This is a genomic window from Sulfurovum sp., assembly GCF_036568385.1.
Lineage (GTDB): Bacteria > Campylobacterota > Campylobacteria > Campylobacterales > Sulfurovaceae > Sulfurovum.
Window position 1 is genome coordinate 1 of the sequence record NZ_DATCSP010000094.1, and the last position, 16,603, is coordinate 16,603.

17 protein-coding genes are annotated in these 16,603 nt (G+C 45.9%); 6 read left to right on the forward strand and 11 right to left on the reverse strand.

Translation table 11 applies throughout. From position 1 onward, the window contains the following. The 3 genes from VIM88_RS09985 to mrtJ form a co-directional block, all read left to right on the forward strand. Nucleotides 1–1,210: hypothetical protein (locus tag VIM88_RS09985; RefSeq protein WP_331862746.1), on the forward strand; the 1,210-nt coding region annotated here is incomplete at its 5' end. A 94-nt stretch (nt 1,211–1,304) separates the two neighbouring features. Further along, nucleotides 1,305–2,867, forward strand: coding sequence for a choice-of-anchor F family protein (locus VIM88_RS09990; protein ID WP_331862747.1), 1,563 nt, complete (start codon nt 1,305–1,307; stop codon nt 2,865–2,867). Between the two features lie 8 nt (nt 2,868–2,875). Continuing rightward, nucleotides 2,876–3,304: a JDVT-CTERM system glutamic-type intramembrane protease MrtJ gene (gene mrtJ / locus VIM88_RS09995; protein WP_331862748.1), complete on the forward strand. Its 429-nt coding sequence runs from the start codon at nt 2,876–2,878 to the stop codon at nt 3,302–3,304. A gap of 1 nt (nt 3,305) precedes the next feature. Here mrtJ and VIM88_RS10000 read toward each other — a convergent pair whose 3' ends face one another. The 11 genes from VIM88_RS10000 to VIM88_RS10050 form a co-directional block, all read right to left on the reverse strand. After that, entirely contained in the window at nt 3,306–3,566 is a 261-nt protein-coding gene (locus VIM88_RS10000) for a hypothetical protein (RefSeq protein WP_331862749.1), read from the reverse strand. Between the two features lie 8 nt (nt 3,567–3,574). Continuing rightward, complete coding sequence (crcB, locus tag VIM88_RS10005) at nt 3,575–3,961, reverse strand: fluoride efflux transporter CrcB (protein ID WP_331862750.1); 387 nt, start codon at nt 3,959–3,961, stop codon at nt 3,575–3,577. Continuing rightward, nucleotides 3,930–4,640: a lysophospholipid acyltransferase family protein gene (locus VIM88_RS10010; RefSeq protein WP_331862751.1), complete on the reverse strand. Its 711-nt coding sequence runs from the start codon at nt 4,638–4,640 to the stop codon at nt 3,930–3,932. The genes crcB and VIM88_RS10010 overlap by 32 nt, the downstream gene beginning before the upstream one ends. Then, a complete protein-coding gene (locus VIM88_RS10015) occupies nt 4,618–5,661 on the reverse strand; it encodes a hypothetical protein (RefSeq protein WP_331862752.1) in 1,044 nt (347 codons plus the stop codon). Before VIM88_RS10015 ends, VIM88_RS10010 begins: the two co-directional genes overlap by 23 nt. Next, complete coding sequence (purQ, locus tag VIM88_RS10020) at nt 5,661–6,332, reverse strand: phosphoribosylformylglycinamidine synthase subunit PurQ (protein ID WP_331862753.1); 672 nt, start codon at nt 6,330–6,332, stop codon at nt 5,661–5,663. Before purQ ends, VIM88_RS10015 begins: the two co-directional genes overlap by 1 nt. Nucleotide 6,333: 1 nt before the next feature. After that, nucleotides 6,334–6,573, reverse strand: coding sequence for a phosphoribosylformylglycinamidine synthase subunit PurS (purS, locus tag VIM88_RS10025; protein WP_331862754.1), 240 nt, complete (start codon nt 6,571–6,573; stop codon nt 6,334–6,336). Continuing rightward, on the reverse strand, nt 6,573–7,307 hold the full coding sequence (gene purC / locus VIM88_RS10030) for a phosphoribosylaminoimidazolesuccinocarboxamide synthase (protein ID WP_414717499.1): 735 nt from the start codon (nt 7,305–7,307) through the stop codon (nt 6,573–6,575). Before purC ends, purS begins: the two co-directional genes overlap by 1 nt. After that, nucleotides 7,307–8,650 (reverse strand): S41 family peptidase, encoded by a 1,344-nt coding sequence (locus tag VIM88_RS10035; protein ID WP_331862755.1) that lies wholly within the window; start codon nt 8,648–8,650, stop codon nt 7,307–7,309. Before VIM88_RS10035 ends, purC begins: the two co-directional genes overlap by 1 nt. Before the next feature lie 96 nt (nt 8,651–8,746). Beyond that, the gene (locus VIM88_RS10040; RefSeq protein ID WP_331862756.1) at nt 8,747–10,693 is read right to left on the reverse strand and encodes a DUF3488 and transglutaminase-like domain-containing protein; all 1,947 of its coding nucleotides are present in this window, start codon (nt 10,691–10,693) and stop codon (nt 8,747–8,749) included. Beyond that, the gene (locus VIM88_RS10045) at nt 10,662–11,531 is read right to left on the reverse strand and encodes a DUF58 domain-containing protein (protein WP_331862757.1); all 870 of its coding nucleotides are present in this window, start codon (nt 11,529–11,531) and stop codon (nt 10,662–10,664) included. The genes VIM88_RS10040 and VIM88_RS10045 overlap by 32 nt, the downstream gene beginning before the upstream one ends. After that, a complete protein-coding gene (locus VIM88_RS10050; RefSeq protein WP_331862758.1) occupies nt 11,497–12,420 on the reverse strand; it encodes a MoxR family ATPase in 924 nt (307 codons plus the stop codon). Before VIM88_RS10050 ends, VIM88_RS10045 begins: the two co-directional genes overlap by 35 nt. 463 nt (nt 12,421–12,883) lie before the next feature. On the opposite strand from VIM88_RS10050, the gene VIM88_RS10055 reads away from it, so the two are divergent. From VIM88_RS10055 to VIM88_RS10065, 3 genes are all read left to right on the forward strand, one after another. After that, complete coding sequence (locus VIM88_RS10055) at nt 12,884–14,116, forward strand: TolC family protein (RefSeq protein WP_331862759.1); 1,233 nt, start codon at nt 12,884–12,886, stop codon at nt 14,114–14,116. Continuing rightward, a complete protein-coding gene (locus VIM88_RS10060) occupies nt 14,113–15,198 on the forward strand; it encodes an efflux RND transporter periplasmic adaptor subunit (protein ID WP_331862760.1) in 1,086 nt (361 codons plus the stop codon). The genes VIM88_RS10055 and VIM88_RS10060 overlap by 4 nt, the downstream gene beginning before the upstream one ends. Next, nucleotides 15,191–16,603, forward strand: a 1,413-nt coding sequence (locus tag VIM88_RS10065) for an efflux RND transporter permease subunit (protein ID WP_331862761.1), incomplete at its 3' end; no start/stop codon positions are given. The genes VIM88_RS10060 and VIM88_RS10065, both read left to right, overlap by 8 nt.

A 16,603-nucleotide genomic window follows, 5' to 3' on the forward strand; every position in this document is an offset into this window, starting at 1 on the left:
TGCGACTCAGACAGGCATGGACTGTAGTGCATGTCACATGCAGCACATAGAAAGACTTAACAAGTTCGGTAGAAAGTTCATGGCTTCGGGGATGACCATCAGCCAAAAGTTCACAGATGAGAACAGCAGCGGTTCGGACATCAATCCGTCAGTGATGTTCAAGTCTATCTATGAAAAGACAGATAATAAGCCAGGTAGATCAGGGAATGTGAGTGACACCACTGAAACCAATGACGGTATTTTATCGGTTCCCAGAACGGCGGCACTGTATCTGGGGGGAAGGGTTACAGAAGACTTGGGTGCGCTTCTCAACCTGTCCTACAAATCCCAAAGGGATAATGCGATTTCGGGTAAAGTGGTCTATGCAGATGAGATCGAAGACGGCTACGTAGGTCTGGCAGCCTACTCTACAGCAGATTTCGGTCCCTTCTCGGGGATGGAGATCTACAATTCGGGTCTCTACAAACCGTTCAGAACGTTCGACATCAGAAGACTCTCGAACGCCCTTCAGGCTACGGAGATCGGTACAGGTGCTTCAACGGGTCTGCAAGCCTATTTTGACAAAGACGGCGCACTGGCAGACGGAGACCATGTTTTCGCGACAGTGGGTATGTATGCGCAGGGGCAGGACAACAACCAACTGGATCTCACAAGCAATTTACTTCCTTTATTTAGGCTGGCATATGAGTATCCTGTAGGTGCCTACAATGTCATTCTGGGCGGATTTGCCATCATGGGCGGTGATACAACCTCTGACTTCAGTTCACTTCGCATCGAACGTGAAACCTACGGGATGGACCTGATGGTCGAAGGGTACATTGGTGACAAAGAGGTCACTCTGACGATGAGCAAGGTCTTTAAGAACGAAGTGACCTACACGGGGATAGGCGCAGGTACATCCAGAGAGCTTGACAATGTAGACAATGAAGCCTTCTCTGTAGGTGGCGAGGTGAACCTTACACCGCAGTTTGGTGTGAAACTTGCTTACCTTACGATGGATGACCTTTATGATTATTCTGATGGTGGAAAGGGAGAGCTGAAGAAGATCGATGTACAAGACATAGACAATGCCATCACACTGGGGTTGGACTACTCGTTCAAATACCATCTTCCTATGAAACTCTCAGTAGAACACAGCTGGGCGAGTCCCTCAAAACCGGGGATCGAGGACTACAGAGACTTCCTCATCAGCTTTAATATGCTCTTTTAAGAAAATATCACCCTTTTGGGTGATGTACAATCAATATCAATTATGTTATATTTATATATGATTTATTAAATCATTAAATCAAAAGGAAGTAAAAATGAGAACGAATTTTGTAAAAATGAGTGTTGCGGCAGCAATGCTGTTGGCTTCGAATGCGTATGCCGGTAAGATCATCGGTGCGGATGCTGATGCACCGTATGTAGAAACTACACCACCTACACAGCATGGATTTGGCGGATGGAACTTTGACAATGTTGATGTCAGAATGATCAATGCTGAGACTGGAGAGCTATCTGGAGAGGAATTTTATGAAGTAGATGGGACATATACGCCACTTACATATGGTGATTCTTTTGCCTCCGACATCACTGTATCCGAGACTAATACTACCATTATGGGTACACTGAACGGTAAAGATTGGCCAGTGGGTGAACCGGCAGGTATCAAGATTATCAATGGAGATACTGGAGTAAATAATGGTAAACCGGAAAACTGTATCATGACAACTTCATATTTGTCTGCTGAAGATACAGGAACAGGAGAAAGTGGATATTTAGATACAACTGCTATAGCAGGTCCAGTTCCTACAATCTGTTCAAGTGGCTTTCAGACACATAAGCGTTTCAAGGTAAGAATGCTGCCAGATACTGTCGCAGATGTAAATACCTCTGTCGGTGGTTATGGTAAACCAATTGACTTGGTTTTCAACCTTGATCCTGATTCAAATTCCAGTATGCAAAGATATCAGGTATTCTCGAAAATTAATAACTATACAGATGTTAGACTAATGGGGTATAAGATTGAGGTCCTGGATCATAACAAGCAGCCGAATGCCCAATTAAAACTTTCTCTTGGTATTGGGGAAAATGATGAGAAGCTTGATGAGAACAATAACTCTACTGACATTTGGGGAGTAGATGATATGGCAAACTTCTCACATGGCCTTTGGGGTCCATACGAGGAACATAAAGGTGTAGTGCGTTTTGAGGATGGTTTCTTCGATAAAATAAGAGCATATCTGCCGGTTAGTTTGAATAATACTAATGATATTACAGAAACTACCCATGGTGCTATTCAAGGTGGTAACTATGATGCACTCTTTGGTCACTGGTTACCATCTAAATGGCAGCCATATGGAATCTTCTTTGATAATGATGGCGATCCAACAACTGATGCAGAACTTGTTGCATACTGGGGTACAACACCAGATGAGGCAAATGATGTAAATGCAACACCTGCTTGGCATAAAGGAATGGCTGATAACTTTGCACTGGTTTCAACAGCAGAAATAGATGCATGGATGGCAAATGATCTTTACAGTGTTGGATTTATTGAAGATACATTGAATTTGGGATTGAACTATATAGTTGAAGTGGGAGATAACACGGCAGATCAGATTGGTGCCACATTCACTATCCGTATCACGCCTTATGTATCGAATGATCAAACGCCACCGAGCTACATAGACGAGAATGGAAGTTATATCGAACCGGATGGAGGTACAGTGATACCTACGACACCTACATCTACTACAGTATATAGCAGCGGTGGCGGTGGTGGTTGTACTTACAACCCTGACAGCAAGAACTTTGATATGATGTTCCTTGTGATGATGGCTATGGGACTTCTCTATCCATTCAGAAGAAGATTTATCAAATAATCTTCTCCGTGAACAAAACACATATCCAATTCGGAGCGGCCGTCCTGGCTGCTCCTCTTTTTGTACTTCTTTATCACTTCATTTTCCAGCAAACCCCCATTGACACAGCACACCTCTTTTCCGATGTAAAACATCTGTTTTTTCTGATCGTGTTTTATCCGGTAGTGGAGGAGTTGGCATTTCGTGGGGTGATACAGGAGTACATCGCTTCAAAAACGAAACAGTACCCATTATTTTTTCATCTGAGTGTGGCTAACGTAGTGACGTCAGTGCTCTTCGTGTTGATGCACTTTGTGCACCACACACCGCTCTGGGCACTGCTGGTCTTTGTACCGTCACTGGTATTTGGGTATTTTAAAGAGCAGTACGGGCACGTAGCACCCAGTATCTTCTTGCATATGTTCTACAATGCCTGCTCTTTGTTCTTGGTAGTGTAGGCTAGATGCACATCGCCTGTTTGATCTTTTCCTGATTGAGCTTCTTGATGAGCTTGGCGGAAAGTTCGCCGTAACGCTCTTCGTCCAGATGCATAGCAGTCTGGATCTCATCCTGCGTCATTTCCTCAGCCCATGACTTAAGCAGTTTGAGCTCTTTCTTGGTCAGTTTGACCTTGAGCACTTCCAGCAGCTCTTCAGGCTCTTTAAGCGGGTGTATAAGCTTCTTGATGTGTTTTTCTATCTCTTCGTTTAGTGTGGACACGGTGTTTCCTATTTTGTAATTTGTAGTATGAGCAGATACCCAAGTCCTGCCAGGAGTATCGTACCAAAGACGTTCAGGGCCATGTTGGCGAACGCATGCATATAGTCACCTGCCTCAAGCAGAAAGAAGCTCTCTATGGCGAAGGTAGAGTAGGTGGTCAGCGCACCCAGTATGCCCGTCACCAGAAATGTTTTCATATGCGGTGTGATCGAAGTGTTCAGGTGAAAATAGGCAAATAGCATCCCTATCAGCAGACTTCCCAGCAAATTCACGGCAAGCGTTCCCAGGGGGAGGGCATGCACAAAATGCTTGTTTACCGCTCCGTTGATAAGCAGTCTCAGCGTGGCACCTATGGCGCCGCCGCTAGCGACTGCGATGATGGTGGTGATACTCATGATCTATAACCTTTTGCATCTCTGTTCTGAGGGTTTCAAACCACTGCTTCTCTTCACCCGTGACATTGATCACAGGTAGGAACGTATATTTGACCGTACCGCTGTGGGCCGAGTGCTTGTGTTCGTTCAGTACCCACTTGCTCCCCGTGATCACGATGGGCTGAATACGCAGGTTCAACTTCTCCGCGATGAGCTTGGTCCCCTGTTTGAAAGGAAGCAGAGGCTGTTTGTCCGTTCTTGTCCCTTCGGGAAATATCGCCACGGGACGATGCAGGACCTCCCTGGACTCCTTGACATCCTTGATGAGCTTGATCAGACCCGCCTTGTTCTGGCGGTCGAGCGATATCATTTCACCGTGACGGAGAAGGTTGCCGAACCAGGGCGTTTCGAAAAGCTCTTTTTTGGCCACCCAGCGCAGGTGGTTGTTCTGCAGCGCCTCAAGCCCGATGATATCGACGATACCCTGATGGTTCATGACATACATATCCACCGTCGTATCCATCTCACCTTCCTGCTTGAGCCTGCCGCCTATCATAAAGAGCGTCAAACGGTTGATATGGTGTACGATCGTGCTCTTGTGCCTGCCGAACAGCATCAGGGCAGGTATCATAAAAACGGCGGTATTGAAGGAGATGACGAACGCTCCCCAGTAGAACCTAATCCTCGCAAAGATCTTCATTTTTGACCCATCCTATGATACCCTCTTTGTACTCGACCTTTTTAAATCCTTCACGCTCTCCCAGAAGCATCGTATCCAGCTCCTGGTCGATCCTGGTACTGATCGTGCTCGTCTGCGTCGGCAGTATGTAGAGCGATGCCCCCTGTTTGACACATATCTTCTTATGCGGTATGTAGAAGGTCAGAAGGGTGATAAGAGAGACCACACCAAGGACAAGGTAAAAGAAATCTCTTTTAAAGAGGAACATGATGAAAAAGAAACCTACCAGGAACATAAAGGTATATTTTTTGAGCTTGTCAAAACTGTCTTCTTTGGGATTCAGATCTGTCTGTGTCGTGACCGAAGCATCTTCTACGACCACAGGAACTTCTAAAAGTTCAAATTGTCTTTTGATCGTATTGAAATAGCTGAACCTGAGCATTTTTTCGCTTATGGGAAGGACCACGTAAAACTCCGCTTCCACCTTTGCATGGTCCCGTTTTAAAGACTCGACACCCGACTCCTGAACATCGTCCAGCCTCATGTCTTCCAGGTTGGCCTCATAGGCTTCCAGAGAGAGCGTGACGATATGGCTTTTTTCATCATAGTTGGAGACCTGAGAGTTCTTGATATTCATATCTGCAGCGAGCACTTCAGAGAAGTCTTCACGCTTTTCCAAACGCTCTATGAAAACCGTTTTAGGCGGAAGCGAATCTTCGCCGCTTTGAGAAGAGATGAAGAGCTGCGGCACACGGATATCCACATCAGACGCTTTGAAATAGAACGTATAGAAACTGTCTGCCCCGTTCTGTACGACAAGAGGCGTGTCAAAAAGAGGCTGTATGTCACTGGACCTGTCAAAAGTGAACTGGGGTTGTTCTGAAGGAGAAAGACCGGCCGCGATGACCGTGACCGGGAAAAGCTGGTTTTCATAAACGCTCTTAGGCATATAACTGTATTTGAATTCACTCTGTGCACTTAAGAGGGCGGTGAAGCTCAGCAGAAGTCCTACAACGAGCCATACAGAGCGTAAGTGTCGCATTAGGCTTCAAAACCTTTGAGCATACGTATACCGTCTTCACTTCCAAGAATAGCCTCTAGGGCACGTTCAGGGTGAGGCATCAGACCAAAGACATTTTTGGTTTCATTGCAGACACCGGCGATAGAAGTGACAGAACCGTTGACCACTACAGGGTTTCCGTTCTCATCCGAGTAGCGAAGCAGCACCTGGCCGTTGGCCTCAAGCTTTTTCAACCCTTCGTCATCGATGTAGTAGTTGCCGTCCGCATGCGCGATAGGGATGTTCAGTACTTCCCCATTTTGGCATTGGTTCAAAAAAACATTGTCATTGTTGACCACAAGGAGGTTCTGGTGTTTGGAAATGAAGTGGAGATTGTTGTTCCGCTTCAATGCACCGGGGAGCAGTCCCGCTTCCGTAAGGATCTGGAAACCGTTACAGATGCCAAGCACTTTTCCGCCCGCCTCAGCATAGGCTGACACCGCTTTCATGATGGGAGCGAATCTCGCGATGGACCCGGAACGGAGATAGTCCCCATAAGAGAATCCTCCGGGGACGACGACAAGATCGATATTTTCAGGAAGCGTAGTTTCCTCGTGCCATACAAGCTCCGTCGTATGTCCCAGTTTTTCAAAAGCATACTGCGTATCGAATTCGCAGTTTGTTCCCGGAAATCTTAATACTGCTACTTTCATACTAGCCGATCTCTATCGTGTAGTCTTCTATGACGGTATTGGCAAGCAGTGTCTCGCACATCTCTTTGACCTCGGCCTCTGCCTTCGCTCTGTCCTCGGTATCGAGGTTGAGGATGATCTGCTTCCCGATACGTACATCTTTTACACCTTCGAAACCAAGCGAATCGAGTGCATGGTGTGCTGCTTTTCCCTGTGGATCAAGTACGCCTTCTTTTAAAAATACGTTCACTGTTGCTGTCATTATTTTTTTTCTCCCAAAATTCTATTTAATACTTCTTCGTAAGCCACTTTCAGTCCGCCCAAGCCTTTTCTGAATCTATCCTTGTCCATGCTCTCGCCGCTTTCTGAATCCCACAGTCTGAAATTGTCCGGACTGAGCTCATCGATCAGGATGATGTTCCCGTCCGCATCTCTCCCGAACTCCAGTTTGAAATCGACCAGTGTCAGGTTTCTCTCGGCATAGAACGCTCTGAGCAGGGTATTGATCTTTCTGGCCATATAGCGGATGTACTCCAGTTCGGACGCGTCTTTCACAAGGTTCAAGATAAGGCAGTGCTGGTCATTCAGCTTTGGGTCTCCCAGCGCATCGTTCTTATAGTCGAACTCGACCAGCGTGAAGGGAAGCTCTTCTCCCTCTTTCAGACCGAGATTTCTGCACAGGGATCCGGCAGCGATATTTCTTACGATGACCTCTATCAGGATGACATCGGCACGCTTGTGAAGCATATGGTTCTCATCAAGCATCTCTACAAAGTGCGTAGGGATCCCTTTTTCATTGAGAAACTTGAAGAGCTCTGCAGATATTTTATTGTTCAGTGCCCCTTTGCCTGCTTCGCTTGACTTTTTTTCACCGTTGAAAGCGGTAAGATCATCTTTGAATTCAGAAATATAGAGTTCCGAATATCCGGTGGTCCAGATCTTTTTAGCTTTTCCTTCATAGACCAGTGATTGTTTCACAATAGTATCTACTGCCATTAATTTTTTCCTTTTTGTGTGATGATAAGTGCCTTCAGGATATCCACAGCACTTTTGAGCTGCAGATCAAGATAGAGCTGGTCTTCAGTGATGATGCTGTCATCCACTTCGGTCGCATTGTTCTCTTCTGTCACGGTAGTGGTATTGCCGTCGATCTTGGCGAGTTCGCTTTCGAGGTGTTTTTTCAGGTCACTCTCTTTCAGGGAAAGGTTGTCTTTAATGAACTCTATCGTCCCGAGCGGCACAGTGATGTCCGGCGTGACACCTACGGCCTGGATCGTACGACCGCTTGGAAGATAATAGCGTGCTACAGTGAGTTTTAACGCTTCATCTTTGCCCATCGGCATCACGACCTGCACAGAACCTTTACCAAAGGTCTTTTCACCTACTACGATGGCACGCTTGAGGTCCTGCAGCGCACCGGAGACGATCTCGGAAGCTGACGCGGAGCCTGAATTTACCAGTACGACAAGCGGCATTTTTGTATCGGTCCCTTTTTTGGTGGCCATGTAGTTCTGGTTCTCGCTTGCCACTTTCCCTTTTTGGCTGACAATGACACCCTGATCGACAAATAGGTCTGCCAGTCCGACAGCCTGGTCAAGCAGTCCTCCGGGATTGTTTCTCAGGTCGAGGATCATTCCCTCAGCTTCAGGGTGCTCTTTCATCGCTTTTTGAACCTCTTCGACCACTTTCTGGTCGAACGAAGTGACATGTACATAGAGCAGCTTCTCTTCAATGGTCTTCGCATAAACGGACTGTATCTTGATGATATCTCTTGTGATCTTCACTTCAAGCGGTTTTGGCTCGCCTTTTCTGATAATGGTCAGGACCAGAGAGGTTTTTGGCTTTCCTCTCATCATTTTGACAGATTCGTCGATGGTCATGCCGATCGTTGCCGTATCATTGATCTTTAAAATGATATCTCCGGCCTGTATTCCGGCCTTATCGGCAGGGGTACCTTTGATAGGAGCAATGACCGTAAGCGCACCGTCTTTCATCCCTATAGAGACGCCCAGACCGCCAAACTCTCCTTTGGTCTGAACAGAAAGGTCTTTATACTCTTTTTGATCCATGAAAGAGGAGTGGGAATCAAGGTTGGTCATCAGTCCCTTTAGGGCTTTGTCTACCAGGTCGGTAGTGTTGACCTCATCAACATATTGGCTTTCAATGACGTTAAGGATCTGCGTGAATTTGATATATGCTTCGAGCTTGTCCTTGGCTGTGGAGGGTGCAATGTTTTTTTCAGCAGACTCTTCCGCCTGTGCAAAAGATCCGAACATATATGCGACGGTCAAAGTGCTGGCAAGTCCAGCCGCAATCACCTTTTTACTTTTTTTAATCATGAAAGTCCTCTCTCCGTGTGAGAATTGGTTTATAATTTTATTAAAAAACATCTAAGAGGTTGCTGTTTTGTCTCCATGATAGGCATTCCTTTGAAACTATAGGGAGGATAGACTCTTTTTCACCATTTTTTTGAGCGCTTTTTGGGTCGATCCGGTGCTGTCACCGGCATAGGATATCTGCTCATAGCACTTGTCCACTTCAGCGATGGCTTGGTTGTCCGGGTGCGCTTTCAGATAGCGTAAAAAGTATTGGTGCAGGGTTTCATTCTTTTCCCTGCGGTAGCCCTTTTTCTGCAGCGCTTTCAATAGCGGTTCAATGATGCAGAGTGTCTCATGGGTGCATCTTGGACGACGGAAGTAGGCCGTAATGCCGAAAGTGACCAGAACCAGAGCCAGCAGTGACAGCACAAAGCGCAAAACAAACTCAGGATTCTCTTTGGCATATTGCAGCAGCTGCAGCTGTCTGAGATTGCTGTAGTAGAGTATCCATGTTTCCACCTGATATTTGGCATACATGAGGTAGAGGTTGATCTGCTGCAGGAGCGGGCTTTTCTCTTTTTCCGCCTCCTCACGGTTCAAAGCCTCTGATGTTTCCGCATCGATCCCTGATGCGGTGCTGGTCGTTTCAAACCTGACCCAGTGTTCATCGATGTAAAGTTCCGCCCAGGCATGGGCATCGCGTTCTTTCACGGCAAGATAATTTTTCAGACTGTTCTTTTTGTCTGCTTTGTATCCGGTGACGATACGCGAAGGTATGCCTGCCATCCGTGCCAGTGTGACAAAAGAAGAGGCAAAATGCACACAGTAGCCGTGGCGCTTGTCGAACAGAAAGCTGTCGCTCGAGTTGTTGATGTCAAGAGGGCCGGGTTTCAGGCTGTAGGTCAAAGACTGTGACCTAAAAAAGCTGAAGATGGCAGCTGCTTTTTCCCTGGCGGAGCTAAAGTCCGCCTTGATCTGCTGTGCCTGCCGGTAGGTTCTGGGGTTTCGCTCCGGATCATACGCCAAGGCGGCCTCCCGCGTATCTGCATCCAGAACATCATGAAAGGTACCGCTCAAGGCAGAGCTGGCGGCATAATGGACAGGTTCTTTGACCGGCTTTTCCAGAGTAGAGATCAGGTCTCTGTCCAAAGCAGCATTTTTCACTGCACGCGAAGGCATATCGAGCAGATAGATCCAGTGCTTTTGGGTGGGATACAAAGTGACCTTGTAGTCTACTTGCTGCCCCTGTGTAGGATAGTAGGCTTTTGTTTCTCTGTGCAGATACTCAGGGAGCGGTTCCCAATGGTCCTGTTTGTCCAGATAGAGAATGCTTCCCCGGAAGTAGAGAAGCTCTGAAGGAGGGACAGACTGCTCAAATCCCACCTCCATGACAATACGGTCAGAAGGGACAAGCAGCGCTTTTTTGTCCAGATACATCGTACCGTCATGCCCCATACGCTGTACTTCCTCCGCTTTGAACCCGTAGGTCGCATGATCAAAGGAGATACGCGGAAAAAAGATGAAAAGCACCACCACCCAGGGCAGGGAATACATGAACATCACCATGCCCGAGCGGAAACTCTCCACAAGGTCGCCATCCATACGGTGTGCTAGCACCATCCAGAGCAGGAAGAAGATCTCGAATATGACATAGAGAAGCATGAGTATGCCATGGAAAAAGAACAGCGAGAGTGCAAGAAAGAGCATAGGGGAGAGCAGCAGGTAGAAGTTGATCTCCCGGGTAAGCCTCTGCATCGAAACGACGATCAGCAGCACATAGACGAGCAGTTCCAGAAAAAGCTTTAAACGCGAAAGTCCCCTGAATGAAAAGACCCCGTACAAAGAGAGGAAAAGGGCGGCGATCCCCATCGCAAAGACGAAGAGCACAAGGGACCTTGAAGCCGGTGTCTTCTTAAAGATCAGGATGCCCAGAACGATGAATGCAAAGATCAGCATCGGTACTTTCAGTACAAGCATCAAAGGCAGGAGCACGATGATATAGGAGATGTCCAAAAGCTGTAAAGGAGAGGGTTTAGTATCTTGCAAGTGTTTCAAGGATCTCATCGATACTCTCCTTTGTAGAATGCAGCAGTCTGCGGGGCATCTGTATCATGAAGGGAAGGTTCCGCTTTTCGCACTCCAGTACCCACAGACAGAGCTGGGATAAACGCGCTTCATCATTTTTGCCCGCACGCTGAAAATGAAACACAAGTTTCGGGGTCCGTGTCTCTTTGCTGAAGACCTTTACGGACATTTCACCTTTTGCTACTGACGCCCAGTGGATATGCGAAAGCTTTTGCGAACCGTCATAGGCACGCAGGCCGTCAAACTCTTTTTCTTCCCCGTAAAAGGCTTCCTCCTGCTCCAGGAAGGATTCGAGGGGAACGCCTTTGGGTTCAGGGTACACGAGCGCTTCACATGCTGCGTGGATCTTCAGCACCAGTCGTGCGGTAGAAAGCGGATACTTGCTTTCCAGATAAGCGTTCTTGTGCACGAATGTGCCTCTTTTTTTCGGTGTCACAGGAAGTTTCACGACTTTGGACGATTCTCCTTTGACAGGCCCCAGGGGAAGTGAAGTATTTCCGTCATGCAGGGTCACAGACCATGAGGTTGTCCTGGAGTGGTTCGATATCTCTATAGGTATCTGACCCTCCTGGCGTGCAAAGAGACGTCCGGGATGAAGATAGGCAGCTTCAAGATGCCCCAGGTTCAAAATACCTATGGGGGCAGCAGAAAAGGCAAGGGAAAAGATGAAAAAGAGCGTTATGTATACCAGGTTGAAGTCATGCATATACGCTTCCAGGAAGAGTCCGAAGAGCAGTGCAACGACAAGTACACTGAAGACCGTTGCATGCTGGTCTATACGTTTATATATCTGAGCGAATGTGCGTAAAGATTTCATCATGTATACGTCTGGCCGTGGTGGGACCTTCTCTAAACTTCAAACGGTGGGAACACACCACAGAAGTTACAGCCTGAAGATCATCAGCGGTCGCATAGGCACGCCCCTGCAGCATGGCCCAGGATTTCACCATGGCGGTCAGGGAGAGTGCCCCGCGTGTGGAGAGCCCGTATTCAAAACGTCCGCTCTCCCTCGTGAAAGCGATGATCTCCTGCAGAAAATCCAGCAGGGTATCACTGAGGGTGACCTCGGAAGCCTGTTTCATATAGCTTTCTATTTGTTCTGGGCTCAGCATTGTCTCAGAAGAGGTGTCCGTGTGTCCTGTCTCGCCTTTCAGGATCTCTCTTTCTGCCGTTTTGTCAGGGTAGCCTACACCGAAGGAGCACATGAACCGGTCCAGCTGGGAATTGGGCAGGGGAAAGGTGCCTGCCTCTTCATGCGGGTTCTGTGTACCGATGACAAAGAAGGGCCTGGGCAGAGAATAGAGCGTTCCGTCGATGCTGATCGTGCCTTCTTCCATCGCCTGGAGCAGGGCAGACTGCGTTTTGGGCATGGAACGGTTTATCTCGTCCGCCAAAAGGAACGAGGTAAAGACGGGACCTTTTTTGAAGATGAAAGCACCTTCTTTCTGGTTATAGTAGTTGACGCCCAGTATGTCTGAAGGAAGCATATCGGAGGTGAACTGGATACGGCTGAACGCCAGCCCCAAAACCTGGGAGAGGTGTTTTGCCAAAGTGGTCTTCCCCACACCGGGGATATCTTCCAGAAGCAGGTGTCCGCCGGCAAAAAAAGTGGCCAAAGACAAAGCGATCTTTTCTTTTTTTCCCACCAGATGGGTTTCTATAGCGTCTATGATCGGGGTAAATTCTGCTGCAATCGTATAATTCATAGAAGTATGTTAGCGTAAATTAGATGTAAGTTCTGTGTAATGAATGTTTTCATCTGACCAAAGTATATGTAAATCTTGATAAATATCAATATACTTTTCTGATTTTTTATTTAAGATGCAATAAAAAATAATACAAAGAACGATTTAAATACTTTGTACCCAGCAAGTGGAAAAAACTTCAAGGATGAAGTAGGGTAAAAAGAGTAAAAGAAATCATACTTGCTAATGCGTTGAAAATGAAATGGTTACGTATATGTAGATAAGAGAGGGCGTTTTTCTCATCCATCTCTCCTTATTCAGCTCGATCCTACATGTAGATTTCAAGCAAAAGTCCTATAGAATAAATAAATGGTATTGTTGTTTAAGTATGTACTTTTCATTGGATCTGAATATCATTATTGGAGTAAGCGTGATACGTATTTTTTATATAATTTTATTTACAACGTCTTTATTTGGCAGTACTTTGGATGGATTGATCCAGTATGCTATAAAACACAGCACCGTGGTAAAGCAGAGTCAGACACAAGTAGAATTGGCACAGACAAAACGTGAAGAAAGCAGGGTCCAACAGTATGGATCACTCGACCTTATAGGTGACTATACGCATTACAATACGCCGCGTACACTTATGCCGCTTACCCCCGCGCTCATTAGCAGCGGAGGTGCTGTCAGCACTACACAGGATCTCTTCTCGGCAGGTATCACCTATAACGTACCTCTTTTTACAGGATTTGCACAAACCAGACAGATAGAGATAGATGACATTGCAAAACAGATGTCGACCGCGAAAGCAAGTTTGACTAAAGAGCAACTGATATATAACATTAGATCGCTTTATCTTTCTATTTTGGCTCAAGAAGAGATAGTTGCAGCACAGCGTTCCTATACGCAGGCACTTAAAAAACTTACAAAGCAGATCGCCTATGAAGTAAAAATAGGGAAAAAAGCAAAGATAGATCTGCTTAAGTCCCAGTCTGATCTCAGGGCATCACAGACGCAACAAGATATCTTAGTTTCTAATATAGCGATAACAAAGGCCACACTCTCTTCTTTGGCAGGTAAAAACGTAGGGAATGTGACTCCCCTAAGCATCAAGGTAAAAAAGCCTTCTTATTCTGTGAACAAACTCTATGCGCAGGCATCTGGACTAGCTAAAGTGGAGATGGAAGACATGGCATTAGGCAAAGCAGATAAAAGGATAGCCCAAAGTGAATCAGCAAAACTCCCTCAAGTGAATTTTTCAAGCTATGTCGGTAAAAACTATGGTGAAGACTTGGTGAGTAAGGATTGGGAGAATGAAACATTGTGGCAAGTGGGAGTGAATGTAAAATGGAACCTTGTAGATTTTGGAAAACGGGACTTGAGTACGCAACAGGCAAAAATAGCCAAGATGGAAGCCATCTTTAATAAAGAGCAGACACTGCTTGACCTGAGAAAGCTTTTGACCCAAGGGGTAGAAAAAATAAAACAGAGCTATGCTGAGTATTTGGGAAATTCTGCAGAGCTTCGCCTCTCACAAAAGAGTGAAAGCATAGAACAGGTACGTTATGAAAATGATGCTGCAACACTGAATGATCTACTCTTGGCAAAAGGAAAAAAACAATTGGCATCTGCCAAGCTTATCGAGAGTAAATATAATTATCAAAAAAGTATCTATTATCTGGATTATCTGTTAGAAAGAGGAATGAACCCATGACAAGAAAAAAAATGATGATCACAACAATTGTGATCATTGCAGTAGTTGTACTTATGATCAAAGGCAAAGGACTTTTGGAAAGCAGAAAAGCTGAAATAACGAATGAAGCATTGCCCAGTACTGCGTTAGTAACGGTACCTGTAGTGAACCCGATTCAAGGGACGATGAGAGATAGAGAGTCCTATTTGGCACAAGTGGGTTCAGAGAAAAGCATCATGCTCTCTACCAAATTGGCAGGCTATATAGAAGATGTATTTGTAGAGGAGTCTCAAAAAGTGAAGAAAGGTGACGTGCTTGTACAGTTAGACGAGATGGAGTTACAATCAAGCATAGAAGCACTCAACGCAACACTTAAAGCACAGCAGAGTGATCTGGCGTTGGCAAAAAGTATGTATATGCGCAATAGGAAGCTCTTTAAGGTGGGCGGTCTGTCTAAAGAGAAACTGGATATCTCCAGGGTATCGATGCAGGCTAAAGAGGTAGTTGTAGAGAACAGTATTCAGAGAATAGAACAACTTCAACATCAACTCTCTTATCTCAAGATAGCAGCTCCTTTTGACGGGGAGATAGATAGCATATTGCTTCATGAAGGTGATTTGGCAGTGTCAGGGAAACCCATACTTGGCATGAGCAGCGGTGTGAAAAAATTAGTCTTTTCGTATACACCCAAGAATGCATCCATTAAAAAAGGGCAGGAGGTCTGGGCAGAGGGGCAAAAAATAGGTCAGATCAAATCTATCTATACCATTGCTCAAAACGGCTTGATGAGTGCGGAAGTTAAACTCACCTCTGTACTTGACTTACCTGTGGGGGCGAGCATTCATATTGAAGTTCTCACAAAAGAAGCTGAGGGGTGTATCGTTCCAAGCGATACAGTCCTGCATAAAAAAGAAGGTACATTTGTCATGGTCTATACTGAAGGAAAATTCAGACCTTTGCAGGTAAATATCGAGATGCAGGATGACAATCGTCTGCTTATTCTTCCTTGTCCCGCTACTTCGATCGCACAGGCATCTGAAGTAAAACTGGCACAACTCCCTGCGCTCGAAAAGGTACAGATCATAAGGGCAAAAGATGAGTAAAGAGTCCAACTCATGGATAGAGAAGATTCTTAAAAAACCTCATATTATCCTCTCTTTTCTGGCACTTTTTGTTTTTACCGGTATCATGGGATACGGGAAGATACACCGAAACCTATTTCCTAACTCGAACTACCCTGAAGTGGCATTGGTCATCGTTCAGCCTGGAGCGTCAGCCAAAACCATGGCAAGCAACATCGCCGTACCAGTTGAAGAGGAGCTTTATACTTTAGATGAGATACGCCGCGCCTACTCTAACACTATCGATGAAGTCACTGTGATCCGGGCAGAGTTCGAGTACAGCAAAGATATCGATACCGCAGTCAATGATGTAAGTACTGCCCTCTCGAAGATACGTTCAAAACTTCCCAAAGACATCAAAGAGCCTCAAGTCATCAAAATTACCGAAGCAACAGCCCCTATCGTTGTAGTTGCCATGTCTCCCAAGGATGATACTGCACTTACCTTGGCAGATATCCGTGACCTTGCCAGTAGTGATATCAAACATAAACTGTTGAAAACAAAAGGTATCGCGAATGTTGACATTTTTGGTGGATATGAAAAAGAGTTACAGATCATTGTTGATAAAGAGCTGCTGGACAGCTACGATCTCTCCTTGGGGCAGGTCATTGCTACGCTGCAAAAGAATGACAATGACTATGCTGTAGGCTTTGTGAGCAATGTAGAACATCGTTATCTGCTCAAATCACAGGGTAAAAGAGAAAAAGTAGCGGCACTCAAAGATCTGATGCTTACTCCAGAAGTGAAACTTTCAGATGTAGCCGAAGTCTATTTTGGTCATTACGAAAACGCTGCTGCGTATTATGGGAATGGGAAAGCGGCGATCGCTCTATCTGTACAACGTTCTGTCTCAGCGGATGTGATTCAAACGATCGATAAAGTTGAGCATATTGTTGATGGGTTCAAAACACAATACCCAAACATAAACTTTGAAGTGAGCGACACCCAAAAAGAGACTATTTTACAGAGTACGCAAAACATGTTTGAGTCTCTTCGTGATGCGATCATCATGTCTACGCTTGTCGTCTTCATATTTTTGGCAAGTTTCCGTCAGATATTGGTCGTACTGGTTACGATCCCTTTAGTGTATGCTTCAACCATTGCACTGATGTGGTTGGTGGGAATAGACTTCAATGTGGTTACACTTACGGCGATCATCTTGGCATTGGGACTATTGTTGGATGACACGGTCGTGGTGATGGAAAATATCGAAAGGCACTACAGAGAATTGGGTAAAGAGATACGCACAGCAGTCCTTGATGGAACCAAGGAGATCATGTTCGCAGACCTGAGCGGCACGATCACTACCATGATCGCACTTGCCCCGATGCTCTTTATAGGCGGATACCCCCAAACGGTTTTTGGACCCCTTGTCAGTACACTGTTA

Coding starts and splice junctions, on each gene's coding strand:
- purQ (WP_331862753.1), bottom strand. CDS start 6,332: ATGAAAGTAGCAGTATTAAGATTTCCGGGAACAAACTGCGAATTCGAT.
- VIM88_RS10010 (WP_331862751.1), bottom strand. CDS start 4,640: ATGAAGATCTTTGCGAGGATTAGGTTCTACTGGGGAGCGTTCGTCATC.
- VIM88_RS10050 (WP_331862758.1), bottom strand. CDS start 12,420: ATGAATTATACGATTGCAGCAGAATTTACCCCGATCATAGACGCTATA.
- VIM88_RS10035 (WP_331862755.1), bottom strand. CDS start 8,650: ATGATTAAAAAAAGTAAAAAGGTGATTGCGGCTGGACTTGCCAGCACT.
- crcB (WP_331862750.1), bottom strand. CDS start 3,961: ATGAGTATCACCACCATCATCGCAGTCGCTAGCGGCGGCGCCATAGGT.
- purS (WP_331862754.1), bottom strand. CDS start 6,573: ATGACAGCAACAGTGAACGTATTTTTAAAAGAAGGCGTACTTGATCCA.
- VIM88_RS10040 (WP_331862756.1), bottom strand. CDS start 10,693: ATGAGATCCTTGAAACACTTGCAAGATACTAAACCCTCTCCTTTACAG.
- VIM88_RS10045 (WP_331862757.1), bottom strand. CDS start 11,531: ATGAAATCTTTACGCACATTCGCTCAGATATATAAACGTATAGACCAG.
- VIM88_RS09990 (WP_331862747.1), top strand. CDS start 1,305: ATGAGAACGAATTTTGTAAAAATGAGTGTTGCGGCAGCAATGCTGTTG.
- purC (WP_414717499.1), bottom strand. CDS start 7,307: ATGGCAGTAGATACTATTGTGAAACAATCACTGGTCTATGAAGGAAAA.
- VIM88_RS10015 (WP_331862752.1), bottom strand. CDS start 5,661: ATGCGACACTTACGCTCTGTATGGCTCGTTGTAGGACTTCTGCTGAGC.
- VIM88_RS10060 (WP_331862760.1), top strand. CDS start 14,113: ATGACAAGAAAAAAAATGATGATCACAACAATTGTGATCATTGCAGTA.